Origin of the sequence: Paenibacillus sp. GCM10012306 (genome assembly GCF_042649265.1) — a bacterium.
GTDB lineage: Bacteria > Bacillota > Bacilli > Paenibacillales > Paenibacillaceae > Paenibacillus_AQ.
Map to the genome: position 1 here is coordinate 185,026 of NZ_JBHRYW010000009.1, position 18,854 is coordinate 203,879.

Below are 18,854 nucleotides of genomic sequence, written 5' to 3' on the forward strand. Positions count from 1 at the left end.
ATTAGTGAAGAAATTCTAAAAAGCGAAAGCACTTCGATTAGTAGGAGTGCTTTCGCTTTTTATATTGATTTAAAAAATGACTCATAGCAACAAATACTGTTAACGCGAAAAAGACAATATTCACCCCGATTTCTCAATATGCTTTGCGTCTAATATGGTCTTCCAAGTTGCGAATATTTATGGTGAACATGAGATTGTTGAACAGTACGGAATTTGTAATTATGGCTAATAATTAATATGGATTTTTATAACATTTATTGGTATAATTCCTCCTGAACACTCCGGTTTGATGAGAACAGTTGAGAAGAGGAAAGGTGAGCCGAGATGAGTAGAGCAGAGGTTAAATTAGATTTGAGTCGGATTGTTTTTATTGGAAGAACATTTGATGAGTACATGTTGATGTTTGGTCTATCTGAAGAGGAGTTACAAGAACGAAAAATCCTTGATTGTCCGGCGGGGGCATGTTCTTTCACTACAATTGCCAACCAACTAGGGGCAGACGTTACTGCCACTGATATTGCTTATGATCATCCTTTTGAACAGCTTGCTGCAAAAGGTGCCGAAGATATTGCGCATGCTATGCTTAATATGGAAAAAGCACAGTCCAATTACAGCTGGGATTATTTTAAGTCTGTAGAAGGCTTAAGAGCCCACAGGCTACAAGCGTTAACTGATTGTGCCAATGATATGAAAAAGTCACCTGATCGTTATGTCCCTGCCGTTTTACCGGTGTTGCCATTTGTAGATAAGGAATTTGATTTAACATTATCTGCCCATTTCTTATTTATGTATTCTGATCGGTTGGACTATGACTTCCACTTGCAAGCTATACAGGAGTTAATGCGTGTTACCAAGGAAGAAATACGCATTTTCCCTTTGGTTGACCTATCCTGCAATCGATATGAACATCTAGATAAGTTAATTGATTTTATACAAAGCCAAGGTTATATTACGGAAGAAATCAAAGTTGGTTATGAGTTTCAAAAGGGTGCCAACAGTATGTTAAGGATTAAGAAACCTTAATACTATTCGAAAATAACGAAACCACTCCCATATTAGCGGGAGTGGTTTTGTTATTTTATATATGGCTATTCTCGATTCAATATCCTATTCGATGCGTTCACAAGGTCGGCTATGGTGGCGCAGAAGCTATACAAGGCCGGCGAGACTGATCGAATGATAACGGTAAATAATTTCTTGACAAAATGTTCTTATGAAATTACACTAAGTTACATAAATAAAGTTAATGAATAATAGTTATATGGGAGGTTGTTTATAATGAATATTGCATTATGGATCGCACAAGGCTTACTTGCAGTCATGTTTTTACTGCCTGGCTTAATGAAGCTGTTTACAAAACCGAAGCCGGAGCAAAACTTGTCCGTGGGGCTAGTGAAATTTATTGGTATTGCGGAGGTACTTGGTGCTATCGGTTTGATTTTGCCAGGTGCACTTAACATCGCACCATATCTTACAGGTGTTGCTGCGATTGGAACCGGAATTATCATGTTACTTGCAATAATATATCATTTGAGACGCAAGGAAACATCAGGGGCTGTAACCTGTCTAGTACTGCTTTTGATTAGTTTGTTTGTAGTTATCGGACGTTTTGGCATCCAGCCTTTCTAATGAAATAAGTCCACTTAGCCCGCTAAAAAAGCGATTGGCTTGTGTGCTTAGACAAGAAACAGACCGCATCCTGTTGAAGGAATGCGGTCTGTTTCTATTTTGAGGCCTACATAAACCGCAGCGAAGAACTGTCTACTACGGGCTTAAATTCAGTTTATTGGCAGCTGAGATATTGAATTCGGGTTAGAAAAGGTAAAAGAATTCCCGAGCATACGCTCGACGATTCGATTGAATGCCAATTTCTTTTGGTCCAATGAATTTTCCTGCCACAAGAATATCCCTGTATCGAACATAATGTTAACCCCAACGAGTATGAACTCAGCGGTTTCCTGCAGGTCTTGAATTTGAAAGGTTCCCTCAGCTATTCCTTGCTCCAGAATTTGTATCACATAAGGGACGCTTTCCTGGACGATTTGTACGAGGACTTTCTGGTGAATCGATGCATTATATTCGTGGTGAAGAAATTCTATAATGCTCTCATCATCGTAGGATTGTCTCCACAAGATGGCATAGAGTTTGGCCTCCGCACTCATTTCTTCGGTTTCAGCTAGCGCTTTGATCTTGGTGATTTTTTCATCGACCAAGCGCTCCACAATGGCGATCATAATATCTTTTTTAGTTTTGAAATGATAAAAAAACGTACCTTGAGCGATGCTTAGTTTTTTGACGATATCGCTTACAGCAGTTTGATCGTAACCCTTCGCTCTGAATAGTTCCATTGAGGTCTCTATGATTTCATTACGTCGAATCTCTGGTTTTTTGTTTACTCTCTTCATGGTATTCGTGCCCCCTTTGCAATTTTAATTTTATTGACTTGTAGTCAGTTAGTCAATATAATGAACTGGACATCAAGAAACTGACCAATAGTCAGTTAATGCGAAAAGGAGAAAGTTGTTATGAATTTACGCCTTATTTTATATCTCGTTGGCTTCAGTGCCTTTACAGGATCTCTAGGACAAAACTTATATACACCTTTGTTGTCCGACATGCAAAATGAACTGAATACAACAAGTTATTTAATGAGCTTGACGGTCTCATTATTTTTGGTTGCTTTAGCTGTTATGCAAATCGTGTTCGGACCACTGGCAGATACCAAAGGAAGACGAAAAGTGCTTATACCTGCGCTTGTTTTATATTGTGTAGCATCTTTAGGTTGCGCATTCTCTCATTCCATTGGTTTGTTCCTGGTGTTTCGTGTCTTGCAGGGTATAGGTTCAGCAGCCGTTCCTGTTATAGGGGCAGCCGTAATCGGAGATTTGTTCCGTGGAAAAGAGCTGGCAAAGGGAATGGCCACTTATCAGCTTATGCTTTTACTAGCACCTGCTTTAGGTCCACTTCTGGGTGGAGTGATTGGAGAGAAGTTCGGTTACCAAGGTGTGTTTATCTTTTTAACACTCATCATACTGCTGCTTCTGCTCGCTAACATGAAGTTCTTACCTGAGACCAAGTCACAGACAGTATCTACGCAGGGCTTTAGTCTAAAATCGCTCACGATTATTTTTCGCAATCATCTTGGCGCTGTCGTCGTATTGTATGGATCCATCCAGTTTGTAATTTATTTGGTATACATTGTGTTCGTGCCCCAAATTCTAAGTACGTTTTACAGCATGTCTTCGGGAAAAGTCGGTACTGTTCTCCTCCTGATGTCCGTCTGTACGATTGTGAGTATTAGAATGGGAAGTTGGATGCGTAATGTAATGGGAAGCGGCAGAGGCTTACTATATGCCTTTCTCTTTCAAGCATTTAGTGTCGTTCTGTTTGCGCTAACCGCCCATCTATCGTTGCCGATCTTGATTGTGGATGTGTGTCTATTCGGCTTTACGATGGGATTAACTACGTCCATGCCAACGACGATTCTGGCGGAGCAATTTCCAGAGGAACGCGCTACGGTTATCGGCGTGTATAACTTAGTCCGGTATATCGGCAGTGCGCTTGGCCCGATGATTGGCTCACTCCTCTATGTTGAGAGTAACTTGAAGCCTTTGTTCTTAACCTGTGGCGTAGTTTACGTGGTTACTGTCTTGGTTGGCGGCTGGTGGATGCGTTCGAAGCGCGTGAAGGTTGTTACATCTTGAGGAGTTGTAAAAAATAGGGGACGCTTTGATGTACAACTCGAATCAAGTATGCAAAAATTACCGGTGTTATGATCATAACGAAAGGAGGGAGGACTTCCATGTACGAATGGAATGAAATGGTCCAGCTAATGGTAGACTGGGTGGAGAGCAATATTACGGAGAGCACATCGCTTATTCAGATGTCAGAACAGCTAGGCTATTCACCCTATTATTGTTCTAGACAGTTCAATCAATTAACCGGGATGACCTTACGGGATTACATCTGGACTCGAAGGATCAGCCGCGCCGCCCTGGAGCTCCGCGATAGTGATCAGCGGGTTCTAGATGTTGCCGTAAAGTATGGATTCTCATCACAAGAAGCGTTTACACGAGCATTCAACAAGGCTTTTCGGCTCACCCCTGCAGCATACCAAAAAGCTCCCCGGCCTATTCCATTGGCTATTCGTCAGGAGGTATTCTCACCTTATCATTATTTGATCAAGGAGCGGGATAAGATGAGTAAAGTACATTTGCAACCAGCGGAGATCAAAGTCGAGTTCATACCAGCGCACAAATTTATCGGGATCTGGGACATTTCTGTAACAAACTATGGGGACTTCTGGGGAAACGGACACTCTTGTGATGAGATTAGTGGTACGTTGGAGAGTATGTCTAATCATGCCCTTCCTGGACAACTTGGTCAGACGGCAGGATGGTTTTACCGGAATGGGCAAAAGGGGTACTTGTATGGAATCCCCGTTTCTCTGGGGTATGATGGTCCTATTCCGGAAGGGATGGAATGCAAGGAGATCCCGGAATCTGAATATTTGGTCTTTTTCCACCCGATTTTCGATTACCTTAAGGATAATGGCGCTGTTATGAACACAGTGGAAGAAGTAGCTTGGAACTTCGACCCCAAAGGTATGGGATACGAATGGGATGAAGAAACCAAACAGGACTACCAACGGCATTTCCCAGAGGGATATGGTTATGCAGTGTTGCGACCAGTAAAAAAGATATAGCTGTTTAAGGAATGGCCTGAGCACAGACAATACTTGTAATAGCGAAAAGGGGCTGTCCCAAAAGTAGTTTTTTTAACGACAGGAGACAGCTTTTTTCATTCTAACGACAAAAAAAGAACGCAGAACAGCGATTTTCTCGTTATTGGAGAATCGTTGCTCTGCGTTTTTGGTCTACTGCGCTTGCTTCAACACGTTATGGGTAAGCGAAAGTCATCCAACCGGGGGCGTTACTTTCTCTATGCCGCGAAGCAGAAACCGCAGGAAACCCCGGTTGTTCTTCAGTTGTCCAACACACTCTCCGGTTCCGTCATTGATATATAGAGAGGATGAGGATTCATTGCATCAGAAATTATATGAGCCGACATGGTCACGACTTGGCTTTACTTCCCCACCTGAAGAGGATGCAGGTAAAGATATTGGTATTGTAATAATTGATACGATAAGACCTCATCATACAATTCGTCATTTGGGTTCACGAATTAAATATGTTTCAGTTCATAACGATTTATCCGTAGAGTGTCGAGAAATTGCCTTTGAAGAGCCTAACGATTCCGATGGTGATAAAGGTGAGCATGGACTAATGGCTGTACTAGCACTGTCTCATGAGCCTTTTGAATTTAAAGGAATAAAATATACAAGTTTATCACCTGCTTCAAATTTTATAGTTCTCGATCATCTAGCTTTTAAAGAGGGTGAAGGTGAACGGTTAAAACGTGGTATAGATTATATTCTCGAACGAAGTCAAGAGTGGAACATAAAAATAATTCTAAGTATGGGTTGGCACGCATTGGATAATTCAGTTTTGTTAAAAAACACAAGTGAGAACTCTACAGTTCAGGCACTGGCTTCAGCTGTTAAGAGTGGAATCCTTGTAATTTGTGCTAACGGTAATACAAGGTTAGATAATATAATGCCCCCCACAGAATATTTAGCAGTTGGCGGCTATAATGATCATGGCTCTGCAAACATAGATGTTCATTCAGTTTATCCAGATGAGCCTTGGGGAAGAAATGGCGACGGACATAGTAGACCAGATGTTTTAGCGCCAAGACTGTACTTGCCAATTCCTTATTGCGAGGCACTAGAGAAACCTAATGAAATATCGTATTTTTTAGGGACTTCTGGGGCATCTACACTTGTGACAGGGGTATGCGCATATTTACTTTCTAAATACCCGAATCTCCAGATAGATACATTACGAAATGCGTTAGTTGATTTTGGAATTCCTTTAGTCGGCTATGATAACCTGGCACCGAGGATTAATGTTTCGAATGTCATTAAAGCACTTAACGATGGTTACTCAAAAAGCGGTGTTCCGAACCGTCCGTCCCCAATTGCTATTACAAATCCATTCATTTCAATTGTTTCGAGTGATCCCATAGAGAAAGGATTAGCTTTCTCGATCTTGGTTAGACAAGAACAATGCAGTCGAGATGAGTTATGGAGATTTGCGTGTGATGATTCACCTGTGGTAAGAAAAATCGCTATCTGGGCTTTGCAAAAACCGAAAGATGCTGATGAGCGTGACATCTATTGGCGGAATTTAAAGCAAGAGAAAGAAGGTGGGGTGCGTGGTTGGTATACGTATGGCTTATTACAAGATGCAACGAAAAATGAGATAGATTTCTGGCTCCCCTGGGCTACAGATTTAAATTGGACTGTCCGTTGGTGCGTTAATGGATATTTAAATAGGTTTTCAGAATTTCCTAAATTAGAAAAAACTCATGACCCTGATTCAATACTTAACAAAGCGTTGCCGATTTATGAATGGTATGAAAAATATAAGCTGCACTTAACCTAATTGAATGGGGAATGAATTAAGGTATATCGGAAAAATTGAAAGTAGTAGTTGAAGCTGAGGAACCTCTCAAAAGCATTAGGCATAAGCTGAGTTATATCGATGTTGAGAGGATGTTTTAGCATGTATCCTTATTACCCGCAGGTTCCTCAATTTTCCTATCCCAATTACCGTTTAATGCCTTCAGGCTTCTATTACTCCCCCTATCCTGCAAGCGGATGGTTTGGGCAATATGATGCCCGTGAAACATTTGAAAGTCACCGGTTGCCTCCGGAGCAAAAACTGACCTTTGTACTTGTACATGGCTCTTGGGCCGATGCCCACTTCTGGGACGGCATAGCAGCGGAGCTGCGCAAGAGAGGGCATGTCGTTTATACGCCAGAATATGCTGGGCACGGTAAAGACCCGAACAAAGCAGTTACGCATGAGATGATTACGAAGTCTGTCGTCGACTATGTAACAAGAATGAACCTGCAAGACATCGTTCTCGTCGGGCATAGCTTCGGTGGCTCGGTCATCCAGAAGGTTGCGGAACAGATACCGGATCGCATTAGGCGGCTCGTCTTTTGGGATGCGTTTGTATTAAAAGACGACGAGGCTATAGTTGACGAGTTACCGTCTCAAACGGCGCAAGGGTTCGCACAGCTCAGAGCCGCTTCGAATGACGATACAATTATGCTTCCGTTTCCGCTGTTTCGGGCCCTTTTCGTTAATACAGCGACTTTGGAGCAGGCCAAGTGGATATACGCAGGCGTCACTCCGGAACCGGCAAAACCACTCTTTGAGAAGTTGGATCTCAAAAAATTCTATACACTCACCACGCCTAGCAGCTATTTGTTTTTTTACCAGGACAACGTTTTTACAGGAGCAGAGGGCCTTGGCTGGTATCCGCATATGGCATCGCGGCTTGGGATGTTCCGCCTGATCGTCGGTGACGGAGACCATATGACGGATGCATTCGTAAAGCCGGCCTATGTAGCGCAGAAGCTGTACGAGGCGGGTCGAGACTGATTGACTGAGCAAATTTGTACACCTCCGGATGGAGCTTATGATCAGCAATAATGTACTATATGTCACTCATTATAAGATGTAGGATGTGAGAACCGCTTGAAAGGAACCTTCTCATGGACACTACATCTTTTTTGATTTACTGCGTGATCGCTACATTTACACCGGGGCCTACGAATATTGTCATCTTGTCCACTGTTAATCATTTTGGGGCAAAAAAAGCAATGAAATATTCGTATGGAGCCACGGTTGGTTTTGGCTTATTACTTGTTGTTTCCGCCGTCTTGAATAATTTACTACTAACCATTCTACCGAAAGTATTAATGATCATGCAGGTCATCGGGAGCCTTTATATGCTCTATCTGGCGTATCTGATATGTAAAAAGAGTTCGTCAGATAAAACCGAAAACCAAGCGGCCACGTTTTGGTCTGGCTTTATGATGCAGTTATTAAATCCTAAATCCGTTCTTTTCACATTGACTGTAATTCCAACATTTGTTCTGCCCTATTACAGTGGAGCCCCTGCTATAATGCTAAGTGTTATGGAGATAACATTGGTCGGTTTTTTAGCGTTTATTACATGGGTTCTCTTTGGCACGATCTTTAAAGAGTTCTTACAGAAGCACGATAAGATTGTTAGTGTTATGATGGCCATTTTTTTAGTTTACGCTGGTATCATGATCTGGATTTAGATAAGTTCATATAGAGGTGCTATAATGGAGAAATTTCTCTATAAAAAATCGGCAGGTATTACTGCATTGTCGGCAAGTATGACCGAATTCAAGTATAAAAAGCATGCTCACAAGGAGTATGCAATCGGTGTAACCTTACGCGGGATTCAACATTATCACATAGATGGCAGCTTGCAATTATCTCATCAAAATGGCGTGATGTTCTTCAATCCAGAACAAGTACATGACGGTATGGCACATGATGAGTCAGGTCTAGATTATGTGATGTTATATATTGATACGACGCAAATGTTTCTAGAGGGTATTGGAAAAAAGGATATTGTGCGCTTTTCAACGCCTATTGTGTACGATGATAGACTTGGACAACGAGTTGTAAGCCTGTCTCAAGCAATACTAAGCGAAAAAGATGAAGCGTTATGCAGTGAGTTATTTCTATCTCTGACAGATAGTCTTGTGCAGACCAAGCTTTCTTTGGACGACAAGAAGGATAGCTCGATCATAAGAAAAGCAAAGGATATGATTTATGGAAACCTGGAGCATGTCCTCAAGCTTGATGAGATCTGTACAGAGCTTAATTTATCGAAATATCAATTTATCCGTATATTTAAGGCTCACACTGGAATTTCACCCTACCAGTACTTCCTTAATTGCAAAGTAGAACGGGCAAAGCAGTTGATTGAGAAAAATAGAGATATCTATTCAGCGGTAGCTGCATGCGGTTTCTTTGATTTAACCCACTTAAATAAACACTTTAAAAGCGTATATGGAACAACCGCCCTTGAATATATTTCACATTTTTAGTCGATAGATCAATTAAGCCTGAAAAAATTAGAATAATTAACGCAAATGTAAGGATGATCCCCACATGAAAATTTTATTAGTCGAAGATGATAAGACGATCGCCTCAGGTCTGGAATATTCGCTGCAGCAAGATCATTACTCAACGGTTCTATGCCATGATGTCGCCTCAGCCAAAAAGGTACTCGAAGAAGATATCGATCAGTTCGCTTTGTGCCTGTTCGATTTACAGCTTCCGGACGGAAGCGGCTATGAATTGTGCAGGATGGTGAAGGAGCGGCGGGATATTCCGGTTATCTTCTTAACGGTGATCGACGATGAGGTCAATGTTGTGATGGGGCTTGATATGGGAGCTGACGATTATATCACCAAACCGTTTCGGGTTCGTGAGCTTCTCTCCCGTATCAAGACTGTCTTGCGAAGATACCAGAAGTCGTCCCACACGGGAGCGATCGTAGATATCGATAATGTCCGTATCCATACGCTGGAAGGAAAAGTGTATAAAAACGGCGCCGAGGTTTCGCTGACCGCCTTGGAATATCGCTTATTGCTGATCTTCGGCAACCACCTTGGACAGGTTCTTACAAGAAATCAGCTCTTAGAGCAAATCTGGGACATGGCTGGCGAGTTCGTGAACGACAATACCTTAACGGTTTATATTAAAAGGCTGAGGGAAAAACTGGAGGATGATCCAGGGCAACCGGCTTTGATCAAAACCGTACGTGGTTTAGGCTATAAGGTTGGTGATTAGATGCTGCGTAATAGGGAAATTCAATTGTTATTGTTCATCATGGGCTCCATTAGCGTAACGGCAATCATTGTGGCTGCGTTCATTTCGTTTGTCACAGCAGCGTTTGTTTGTATTCTATCCATTCTGCTTATTGCCAGCAGTTTGTTATTCACGAGATGGAGATACCGCGAGCTAGAGAAGCTGTCCATCTATTTACGGGAGATTAGCAACGGTAACGATACGCTTGACGTTCGGGATAATCAGGAAGGCGAGCTTAGCATTTTAAAAAATGATATTTACAAAGTGACACTCATGTTGTCGGAGCATCGGTCGCTTCTGCAACGGGACAAGCTTCAGCTGACGGATGCCATATCTGATATTTCACATCAGCTCAAGACGCCGCTCACTTCCATGACGGTCATGGCCGATTTGTTAAGCGCCCCTGACTTACCTCCCGCCAAAAGAACAGAGTTCACCCACCATATCCGCATTCAGCTTGAACGCATCGATTGGCTTGTTTCCTCTTTATTAAAATTATCGAAAATGGACGCGAAAACCATCCCATTCAAAAAAGATGTAATTCCCATGAACAAGCTTATTCAAAAGGCATTAGAGCCGGTGATGATTCCGATGGATATTAAGGGACAAAATCTTTCCATTACGGGAGATGACGAAGTCACTTTTATCGGCGATTTCAATTGGACTGTCGAAGCAGTCATCAATATTTTGAAAAACGGTGTAGAGCACACGCAGGAAGGCGGAGCCATTTCGATCGTATTTTCCGAGAATGCTTTATTTACGGAAATCATTATTGCCGACAATGGAAAAGGCATTGCAAAAGAAGATTTGCCTTATATATTCAAACGTTTTTACAAAGGGAAAAATGCCAGCGAAGGTAGTATCGGTATAGGGCTTGCGATGGCTCACAGCATTATTGCCAGCCAGAACGGAGTGATCGATGTGACGAGCGATAGCGGGCAAGGCACGCAGTTTCGGATTAAATTTTATAAGCAAGTCATTTAGGACACTCGGTAAGTGACTGAATTGTCACCTTTATCGTCACCGGAAAGTCATGTTAGACAGATAGAATAATATCCATCAGATAAGCGATGGAGGTACCACAATGCAATTGAAACAACAACGTAAGATTCTTTTGTTCCTGACCATATCCTACTCTATTGTAATTCTTTATTTTTTGTTTTTCGCTTTCGGTAGAGCAGGTAAGGCAGGGTACGCTACTGAGCACACCTTTATTTTTTTACCAGACAGTTTTTTCAAGATGCCAAGTCTACCTGATTTTCTGCACCCAACGTTGATGGATTTTGTGGGTATTGGAAACTTCATAGCCTTCGCCCCTTTTGGAATCTTCATTCCGTTGTTATACCGGACTAGCTTTGTTCGATTTATTACATTGTTCATCTTGTCCATATTCGTACTGGAGACCATTCAGGGAATAACGATGCTTGGCAGCTTCGATACGAACGATGTCATTCAGAACGCAATAGGCGCAGCCGTTGGATTCGGGGCGTATAAGCTTGGATTTCGTACAACAAACGTCTGGAGAAATATAGCGGCTACAGGTATTTCCATAGTTGTCCTTATGAGCGGGATCTGGGGGTGCTTTGTAGTGGTTGATAAAGTGTTCACCAAAGAAATGGGTCCTTTTATAGCTATAGATGAATTGAAAGACAGCGCTGGCAATCTATCAACGGGAACGAAACAATCCAGTCTCATCATTGGCGGTCATACTGTGAAACCCCATTATAATGTGTATAGCACCGCAGGAAAAATGAAGGAAACGTATACGTACACGTTAGGCATTGAGGAGGAGATGTATCTCTTCATAAATTATGGCATATCTGACCAAAAGGGTAATTATGGAAGTATCAGTGTTTCCGTCGATGGGAATGAGTACCTTAGCATATCTGCAGGAGATCAAGGCCATGAGATAGGTGAGTCTGAAATGTATCTCCCGCAGGCAAATGAGCTTAGGATCACCATTGAGGGAGAAGGAACGCTATGGGATGTTGGATATAGCAAGATGAAGTATTTCTGGGAATGAGTATCGAGGAAAGGAGGGATACCTTTGGAGATTTTAAGAATAGAGCATCTCTCTAAAATGTACGGCACAGGTGAATCTGTGGTAAAGGCGCTTGACGATGTTTCTTTCTCTGTTCAAAAAGGCGAATTCGTCGCGATCATCGGCCCGTCCGGCTCGGGGAAATCGACGCTTCTCCATATGCTGGGCGGTGTGGATCGGCCGACTAGCGGTAAAGTTTTTGTCGAGGATACGGACCTGTATGCCTTGAATGAAACACAGCTGGCCATCTTTCGGCGCAGGCAAATCGGCTTGATCTACCAGTTCTTCAACCTGATTCCTGTCCTGACGGTGGAGGAGAATATTACGCTGCCGCTCCTGCTGGATAAGCAGAAGGTAGATAAAAAGCATCTGGATAGTCTTGTCAGTACGCTGAATTTGCAGCATCGGCTTAACCATCTGCCGAATCAATTATCTGGTGGACAGCAGCAACGGGTCTCGATTGGCAGAGCAATTATTGGCAATCCTGCGATCATGCTGGCAGACGAGCCGACGGGCAATTTGGATAGCAAGAATAGCAGCGAGATCGTCGAACTTTTGAAAATGCTGAATAAAACCTATCATCAAACGCTGATCGTTATTACGCATGACGAACAAATCGCCTTGCAGGCCGATCGGATCATTTCGATTGAAGACGGAAGGATTGCCAAAGACGAGGTGATCCGGCGATGAATATTGTCAATACACTCACCATCCGGCATTTGAAACAAAACAAACGGCGGACACTCGTAACCATCATCGGTGTAATCATTTCGGTTGCTATGGTGACCGCTGTTGCTACATTTGTTTTTTCTTTTTCCGATTTAATGATCAGGCAGACCATTGCGGATAGAGGGGAGTGGCATGTTCAATATCAGAATGTAAACAAAGAACAACTCGCGGCGATACGCGCCGATGATGCAACCAAAACGGTTGCGGTCACAAAAGATCTTGGGTATGCCTTATTAGAAACCGGGCAGGATCCCAATAAGCCGTATTTGATCATCAAGGAATATGATGCACAAGCTTTCACGCAACTTCCAATTGGATTAAGCAAGGGGCGGCTTCCGCAAAGTGATAAGGAAGTCGTTATTTCCGAAGCTGTTGCAACGAATGCTAAAGTGAAATACGAAATTGGCGATCACTTAACCCTTCGCGTTGGCGAACGATTTCAGCAAGGGGGCGATCATCCCCTAAATGAAAGAGATCCGCTCCGTAGGGTAAACGACATTTTGATTGAAACGCTACAGCATATGAAGACAAAGGATTATACGGTGGTGGGGTTCATCAAGCGTCCCGTATGGGAAACGAATTGGGCTCCAGGATATACGGCTATTACTTATCTCGATGATAAGCTTATCGGGGCAAATGATGGAGTCAATGCGGCCGTAGTCCTTCAGAGTATTAATCCCAACTTGTTCACGCATGCGGAGAACTTGGTTGAAAGAAACCACATCAAGAGGGTCGAATTTAATAACGATTTACTTCATTATTATGGCTTGTCCAAAAATAAAGCCTCATACAGCACCATATACTCCTTATCGGTGATCTTGATAGCCGTTATTATGATCGGCTCGGTTTCACTCATCTATAATGCTTTCGCGATATCCGTTTCGGAACGTTCCCGCCATTTAGGGATGCTCGCGAGCGTGGGGGCTACGAAAAGGCAGAAGAGAAACGCTGTACTTTTTGAAGGGGGCGTCATTGGTGCGATCAGCATTCCCCTTGGAATTTTATGTGGTCTTGCCGGGATGGGAATTATCTTTTGGTTCCTGAATGCCATGATTCAAGGCGCGTTATGGACCACTGAAAAGCTGACGCTCATCGTCACACCGTTAACGCTTTTGATCATCTGTGTTGTCTCGATGCTGACGATTTTCATTTCGACGTATTTCCCGGCGGTCAGAGCATCTAAAGTATCCGCCATGGACGCCATTCGCCAAACGAGTGATTTAAAGCTCACGGTCAAAGCCGTGAAAACATCGAAATTCATTCGCAAGCTCTTCGGCATCGAGGCGGAAATCGGATTGAAAAATCTAAAACGGAACAAACGAAGATATCATGCTATCGTATTTTCGCTCGTGATCAGCATTGTTTTGTTTCTGACAGTATCCTTTTTTACTGCCGGGGTGAAACAATCTCTGAATATGTCGCAAGAAGGTGTCAATTTCGATATTGGAGTATCGTATAGCAATGGACAAAGAATCGACGATTCATTGGTACAAGCAATTGCATCCCTGAATGGAGTAACAGAATACAACGTGATGCATGATTTGTATAAGAACGCTTGGATTGATGAAGCATTCATCGCCGATGAACTGCAAGAGAAGGTTAAGAAAGATAAGAGTTTGCTGCAAGAGGGAAAATATCCTTACGATATTAAGATCCATGCCTTGAATGATTTCAGTCTGCAAGCCTATGCCAAAGCGGTCGGCGTAGATTATGAACGGCTCATAGACCCGGAGCATCCTGCCGCGATCGTGAGGGATACGATCCATTACAATGATATGGACACAGGAAAATACGTGCAGACGAAGGCCGTATATGCGAAGGTCGGTCAAGTCATCGAATTAACGAATATCTATGAAGAAAATGTGAGAGAAACGAAGCTAAACAAAGTGATCATTGCCGCATTGACGGATCAAGCTCCTATGGGGATGAACGCAATAGGTATAGGCGGGGTAGATATTATCGTTTCGGAACGGATCTTGAATACATTGACAGTCGACGAGGACCTAATTAACGTTCACACCTCCCTCCATTTGAAAAGTACGGAACCGATGAAGACGCAACAGGAAATCGAAGAGATGCATGAGACTAATCTGAATGTCAGTAATTTATATCAATCCAGAAAAAGTGAAGAGCAACAGATTCTTTTGCTGTCCGTCTTTTCTTATGGTTTTATCGTATTGATCTCAGCGATTTCCATTGCGAATATTTTTAATACGATCTCCACGGGTATATTCCTTAGAAAACGAGAGTTTGCGATGCTTAAATCCGTTGGCATGACGCCAAAAAGCTTTGCGAAAATGATGAACTATGAAAGTATATTTTATGGGGTCAAGTCGCTGCTCTTCGGGCTACCCGTCAGTTTCGTCGTGATGTATGTGATCTATAGGGCATTTGCGAATAGATTTAGCTACGGGTTCACCATACCGTGGATAAGCATTGTGTCTGTCGTTGTCGCCGTATTTGTCATTGTCGGTTCGGCCATGCTATATTCCAGCGCAAAAGTAAAAAAGGAAAACATTATGGATGCATTAAAGCAAGAGAATATATGATAGGCCACGTAGATGGGGTGGAAAATCCGATTGATTTTGGCGTGTCTGGAGGCTACTCTATGAAACAAACTAAATTAATCCTCTTGGAAGGTCTTCCGTCTACAGGGAAATCAACAAATTCAGGATTTCTTTTGTAGCATAAAAATGCTCCCCATACAGTAGACAGGTGAATTAATAATACCTGTTGCTGTATGGGGAGCATCAGTCGTAGAAAAGCTACTTTTGGGATAGCTTCTTCTTGTATGATTCCTTAAATGATAGCTGAATAATTAGAACTGATAGATGTAATTACTACTTGATTAGCTTCAATACCTTGGTCACCATTGTGGAGAATTCTGCTCTAGTGATGTCATTGGCAGGTCTGAATGTGCCGTCTGTATAACCCGTGATGATCTGGTTAGCTGTTAGTGCTGCAATATAGTTGTATGACCAGGAGTTTGCTGGAATGTCTGGGAACGAAACGGTAGTGCCGTCACTCAGTTTGAATGCTCTTACCAGCAAAGCGGCCATTTCTTCACGGCTTATCGGAGCATCTGCTTTAAACGTACCGTTCGTGTATCCAGTCATAAGGCCAGCATGTTGTGCGGCTCCGATGAATCCAGCAGCCCAGTGGCTGGAGGTAACATCTGTAAAACTGTTCGCCTGCGGTGTCAATCCGAGTTCGGTAGTCAGTACCTTCACGGCTTCTGCACGGGTGATGCCCAGATTAGGTCTGAAGCTGCCATCTGGATAGCCGTTGATCAGTCCTTTTTGAATCAGGAAGTCAATGCTTTCTTTTGCCCAATGTCCATTTGTATCAGTGAATGAAATGGTTACTGGTGGTTTTTCTGTCTGTGCGCCATCTTTTCCAGTGGAGCCTTTTGGAGGCTCAGTTGGTCCAGCAGGTCCGGTTGTTCCAGTAGGGCCAGGAGTAGGAGTGGGTCCAGTGGGTCCGGTAGGTCCGTTAGGTCCAGGGCCAGTAGGGCCAGTAGGGCCAGTAGGACTAGTAGGCTCAGTAGGCCCAGGTTCAGCTGGTTCAGTAGGTTTGGCTGGTTCAGTAGGTTTGGTTTCTGGTTCGCCCGATCCACCCTGAGGATCAGTTGTCTCGTTCGACAGGTAAGTTAGCTTAGGTGCAAAGCTTGTGAGAACGCGAGCTTTTGTCTGTTGCTCTAGCGCGTAGCCCATGCCGAGAATGTTGGCATCATCCCAAGCCTTGCCCACCAGTTGCATAGACAATGAGTAACCATTTGGACTAGTGCCTACAGGTACCACAACGGTTGGTAGACCAACGTTGGATGTCAAGACACCAGTGGCTCTATCTGAGCTCAGCTGACTAGCTGCACTGTCATTGTTGTATACGTCACTGATGAATCCAGGATACACCACGCTGTCAACACCGCTTTGATCCATCCAATTTGCAATTATACTCTTATAATTGGTTCTGTAATTAATATAGGCTTGTACTTGAGCTTCAGTCATACGTGGGCGAACTTGTAGGTTTCTTTGGTTGTACAGCAGTACAAGTGGTGAAGCGAGTAGATGATCACCGGTCTCATAAGGGAAATCCTTGTGCAGCTCGATGTAACGTGCCCAACCTTCGCTACCCACGTTGCCCCCTGGATTTGATCCGCCGCTAGGTGGAGAACTCATTTCGACCATTGTGGCGCCTGCTGCAATCAGATCAGCAAAATGCGCTTTAACCGCCTCGCCTGTACCATCATCTGCGTACGAAGAAACAAATGACGAAGGGATATAGCCGATACGCTTGCCTTGTAGGGAATTAGCATTCAGCGCCTTAGTCCAATCCTCCGGTTTTAATCGATCCGCATCCTTGGTTAGGATATCTTCTGGATCAGTTCCTGTTGTAGCATTAAGCAATATAGCTAGGTCGGTCACGGTGCGAGCAATTGGGCCTGCATAATCCTGACCCCATGTCAGTGGCATAACGCCGCGTGTGCTGGACATGCCGTCTGTACCGCGGAAGGTAGTTAAGCTTGCGCCTACGGAAGGGGCGTACAGAGAAACGCCTGTTTGTGTACCCATAGCTGCTGCGGCGAAGTCTGCTGCTATAGATACTGCTGAACCGCCACTTGAACCAAACGATGTTTTGGACGGGTTAATTGCATTCCATGTCTGCATCCAACCGCTTTCGCTCATGCTGCCGCTATTGGCAAATTCCGATGTATTTGTCTTACCAATGATGATAGCGCCTGCTTCTCTTAGCTTCTGTATTTGATAAGCGTCTGATCCAGGCTGCCAGCCTTCAAGCGCTTTGGACCCGCCTGTCGTTGGCATGTCCTTCGTGTCATAGATATCCTTGACTGCAATTGGAATACCTAGCAATGGTCCTGTCTGACCATTCGCTCGAGCTGCATCTGCTGCCTTAGCCTGCTCGAGGGCTGTTTCTCCAACATGCAGGAAAGAGTGGAAGCCAAGCTGACCCAAGTCATAGGCATTAATACGATCTAGATAGGCTTGTGTGATAGCTGCTGAGGTAGTAATACCATTCTCCATATCAGCTTGCATTTCTGCAATGGTCTTGTTCACTACATCATATTTGGAGGTTGTAACCATTGGTGGTACTGCTGGAGCTGGTGGAATAGGTAAGGTGGTAACTGTGGAGCAAGCACTAGGGTCATAGCCTGGTAGTTTAGTTAGATCCCAGTTGCTTATTGTGCACACCTGTTCTGCTGTTAGGTGGGTGAAATCGGGTTCAAGCACTAATTGATTCATCGAATCGGCAGCTGTGGTCAACTTATTAGCGTCCGTATCGCCTACTACTACATATCTAGCAAGTGACTTGGTTTGATTAGGCTTGAGGGATAGGCTATGAATGAAGCCGTAAAAGTTGGAATCATTGCCCGAAGCGGCCATTGGCGTTGTGAATGGATTTTTTTGTTGGTTACCAGTCCCCTTAAGAGCACCTTCGAAGGGACCTGGGGTACCAAGAACAATACCAATCGGTCGGTCTGCAGGTCTGGCGTTATCTACTAGCACCCATGAGTCTTCATTGTTGATGATGGTGTCACCACTGGACGTCTGTTGAATGGAGGCGTGGTATGGACCTGTTCCATAGCCTAGTGATCCACCAAATGATACATCAACTGTCACCGGCGAAGAGGTTGTGTTGGTGAACGTATCGAAGAAACGAGTTCTGTTATTTGTGCTATCAAAGTAGACATCTCGTGTAACGTGTACATCGCCGAGATTAACGGAGCGAGTGCTAACAAATGTATCTGTGCCATCGTATACAAGTCCAAAGTCACGCATCATTTGGCCATTCATGCGAGGTTCTGGCTGGGTTGATACTTGTACGAAAATATTACCGAAGCCTTGCATCGGTGTAGAAGTCGCACTGCGAACACTACCTGTATCAAGGTTTGGTGCGAAGGAATCGTGGAAATCCCATTTTGTGCCGTTATCCGCTGTAAGTCTCGTTAGTGCATGCGCGCTATTAATAGGTAGCAGGCCGGTGATAGCGATGGATAGTGAAAGTGAAGCTGCAAAAATAGATTTCTTACTTAAACGGTGGCTTGCTGTTGGGGAGGCTTTGATGTGGTCTCTGTGTGCTTGATTTCTTGTCTCTCTCTGTTTGTTCTTGGATTTAATCAATATGTCTCAACTCCCTTATGTAATCTAGTGGAATTCTAGCATCGTGTAAAATATTAAGTCAAGTATAATGTCATGTTAAGTTATATAAAATAACGCTATTAATCGCATATTCAAAGGTTTTTCTTTGTTTTTTATAGCTAAAAAACCCTTGTTAAATGAATTTACGGGGTATTT

Annotated in this window: 15 protein-coding genes and 1 pseudogene; 13 read left to right on the forward strand and 3 right to left on the reverse strand. The window is 43.5% G+C overall.

What is annotated here, in order from left to right; translation table 11 throughout:
- Positions 1–324 precede the first annotated feature (324 nt).
- Together ACFORK_RS19960 and ACFORK_RS19965 are read left to right on the forward strand one after the other, a co-directional pair.
- Positions 325–1,023, forward strand: coding sequence for a class I SAM-dependent methyltransferase (locus ACFORK_RS19960; RefSeq protein ID WP_379202194.1), 699 nt, complete (start codon positions 325–327; stop codon positions 1,021–1,023).
- A gap of 255 nt (positions 1,024–1,278) precedes the next feature.
- Complete coding sequence (locus ACFORK_RS19965) at positions 1,279–1,629, forward strand: DoxX family protein (RefSeq protein ID WP_379202196.1); 351 nt, start codon at positions 1,279–1,281, stop codon at positions 1,627–1,629.
- A 149-nt stretch (positions 1,630–1,778) separates the two neighbouring features.
- Here the strand turns inward: ACFORK_RS19965 and ACFORK_RS19970 are convergent, their stop codons facing one another.
- Positions 1,779–2,405 (reverse strand): TetR/AcrR family transcriptional regulator, encoded by a 627-nt coding sequence (locus ACFORK_RS19970; RefSeq protein WP_379202198.1) that lies wholly within the window; start codon positions 2,403–2,405, stop codon positions 1,779–1,781.
- A 120-nt stretch (positions 2,406–2,525) separates the two neighbouring features.
- Here ACFORK_RS19970 and ACFORK_RS19975 point away from each other — a divergent pair, with 120 nt between their 5' ends.
- The gene (locus ACFORK_RS19975; RefSeq protein ID WP_379202200.1) at positions 2,526–3,704 is read left to right on the forward strand and encodes an MFS transporter; all 1,179 of its coding nucleotides are present in this window, start codon (positions 2,526–2,528) and stop codon (positions 3,702–3,704) included.
- Between the two features lie 98 nt (positions 3,705–3,802).
- On the forward strand, positions 3,803–4,705 hold the full coding sequence (locus ACFORK_RS19980; RefSeq protein ID WP_379202202.1) for a helix-turn-helix domain-containing protein: 903 nt from the start codon (positions 3,803–3,805) through the stop codon (positions 4,703–4,705).
- Positions 4,706–4,915: 210 nt separating this feature from the next.
- Here the strand turns inward: ACFORK_RS19980 and ACFORK_RS29100 are convergent.
- Positions 4,916–5,016, reverse strand: a pseudogene (locus ACFORK_RS29100) (transposase); the annotation flags it as partial.
- Between the two features lie 26 nt (positions 5,017–5,042).
- Here ACFORK_RS29100 and ACFORK_RS19985 point away from each other — a divergent pair.
- From ACFORK_RS19985 to ACFORK_RS20025, 9 genes are all read left to right on the forward strand, one after another.
- Entirely contained in the window at positions 5,043–6,506 is a 1,464-nt protein-coding gene (locus ACFORK_RS19985) for a S8 family serine peptidase (protein ID WP_379202204.1), read from the forward strand.
- Between the two features lie 120 nt (positions 6,507–6,626).
- Entirely contained in the window at positions 6,627–7,514 is an 888-nt protein-coding gene (locus tag ACFORK_RS19990; RefSeq protein WP_379202207.1) for an alpha/beta fold hydrolase, read from the forward strand.
- A 113-nt stretch (positions 7,515–7,627) separates the two neighbouring features.
- A complete protein-coding gene (locus tag ACFORK_RS19995) occupies positions 7,628–8,203 on the forward strand; it encodes a LysE family translocator (RefSeq protein WP_379202209.1) in 576 nt (191 codons plus the stop codon).
- A gap of 24 nt (positions 8,204–8,227) precedes the next feature.
- A complete protein-coding gene (locus tag ACFORK_RS20000; protein WP_379202211.1) occupies positions 8,228–9,004 on the forward strand; it encodes an AraC family transcriptional regulator in 777 nt (258 codons plus the stop codon).
- Between the two features lie 64 nt (positions 9,005–9,068).
- Complete coding sequence (locus tag ACFORK_RS20005; protein ID WP_379202213.1) at positions 9,069–9,752, forward strand: response regulator transcription factor; 684 nt, start codon at positions 9,069–9,071, stop codon at positions 9,750–9,752.
- Positions 9,753–10,754, forward strand: a complete 1,002-nt coding sequence (locus ACFORK_RS20010; protein WP_379202215.1) for a sensor histidine kinase — start codon at positions 9,753–9,755, stop codon at positions 10,752–10,754.
- Between the two features lie 100 nt (positions 10,755–10,854).
- The gene (locus ACFORK_RS20015) at positions 10,855–11,793 is read left to right on the forward strand and encodes a VanZ family protein (RefSeq protein ID WP_379202217.1); all 939 of its coding nucleotides are present in this window, start codon (positions 10,855–10,857) and stop codon (positions 11,791–11,793) included.
- 24 nt (positions 11,794–11,817) lie between these two features.
- Positions 11,818–12,501 carry an ABC transporter ATP-binding protein gene (locus ACFORK_RS20020; protein ID WP_379202219.1) on the forward strand — a complete coding sequence of 228 codons (684 nt, stop codon included), beginning with the start codon at positions 11,818–11,820 and terminating at the stop codon, positions 12,499–12,501.
- On the forward strand, positions 12,498–15,089 hold the full coding sequence (locus ACFORK_RS20025; protein WP_379202221.1) for an FtsX-like permease family protein: 2,592 nt from the start codon (positions 12,498–12,500) through the stop codon (positions 15,087–15,089). The genes ACFORK_RS20020 and ACFORK_RS20025 overlap by 4 nt, the downstream gene beginning before the upstream one ends.
- Before the next feature lie 291 nt (positions 15,090–15,380).
- Here the strand turns inward: ACFORK_RS20025 and ACFORK_RS20030 are convergent, their stop codons facing one another.
- Positions 15,381–18,680, reverse strand: a complete 3,300-nt coding sequence (locus ACFORK_RS20030) for an amidase family protein (RefSeq protein WP_379202223.1) — start codon at positions 18,678–18,680, stop codon at positions 15,381–15,383.
- Positions 18,681–18,854: the final 174 nt, after the last annotated feature.

What these genes read in the sequence shown, in the direction of transcription:
- ACFORK_RS20015 (WP_379202217.1), top strand. Translation starts at nt 10,855, where the DNA reads ATGCAATTGAAACAACAACGTAAGATTCTTTTGTTCCTGACCATATCC.
- ACFORK_RS19960 (WP_379202194.1), top strand. Translation starts at nt 325, where the DNA reads ATGAGTAGAGCAGAGGTTAAATTAGATTTGAGTCGGATTGTTTTTATT.
- ACFORK_RS19995 (WP_379202209.1), top strand. Translation starts at nt 7,628, where the DNA reads ATGGACACTACATCTTTTTTGATTTACTGCGTGATCGCTACATTTACA.
- ACFORK_RS19990 (WP_379202207.1), top strand. Translation starts at nt 6,627, where the DNA reads ATGTATCCTTATTACCCGCAGGTTCCTCAATTTTCCTATCCCAATTAC.
- ACFORK_RS19975 (WP_379202200.1), top strand. Translation starts at nt 2,526, where the DNA reads ATGAATTTACGCCTTATTTTATATCTCGTTGGCTTCAGTGCCTTTACA.
- ACFORK_RS20005 (WP_379202213.1), top strand. Translation starts at nt 9,069, where the DNA reads ATGAAAATTTTATTAGTCGAAGATGATAAGACGATCGCCTCAGGTCTG.
- ACFORK_RS19980 (WP_379202202.1), top strand. Translation starts at nt 3,803, where the DNA reads ATGTACGAATGGAATGAAATGGTCCAGCTAATGGTAGACTGGGTGGAG.
- ACFORK_RS20025 (WP_379202221.1), top strand. Translation starts at nt 12,498, where the DNA reads ATGAATATTGTCAATACACTCACCATCCGGCATTTGAAACAAAACAAA.
- ACFORK_RS20000 (WP_379202211.1), top strand. Translation starts at nt 8,228, where the DNA reads ATGGAGAAATTTCTCTATAAAAAATCGGCAGGTATTACTGCATTGTCG.
- ACFORK_RS19970 (WP_379202198.1), bottom strand. Translation starts at nt 2,405, where the DNA reads ATGAAGAGAGTAAACAAAAAACCAGAGATTCGACGTAATGAAATCATA.
- ACFORK_RS19965 (WP_379202196.1), top strand. Translation starts at nt 1,279, where the DNA reads ATGAATATTGCATTATGGATCGCACAAGGCTTACTTGCAGTCATGTTT.
- ACFORK_RS20010 (WP_379202215.1), top strand. Translation starts at nt 9,753, where the DNA reads ATGCTGCGTAATAGGGAAATTCAATTGTTATTGTTCATCATGGGCTCC.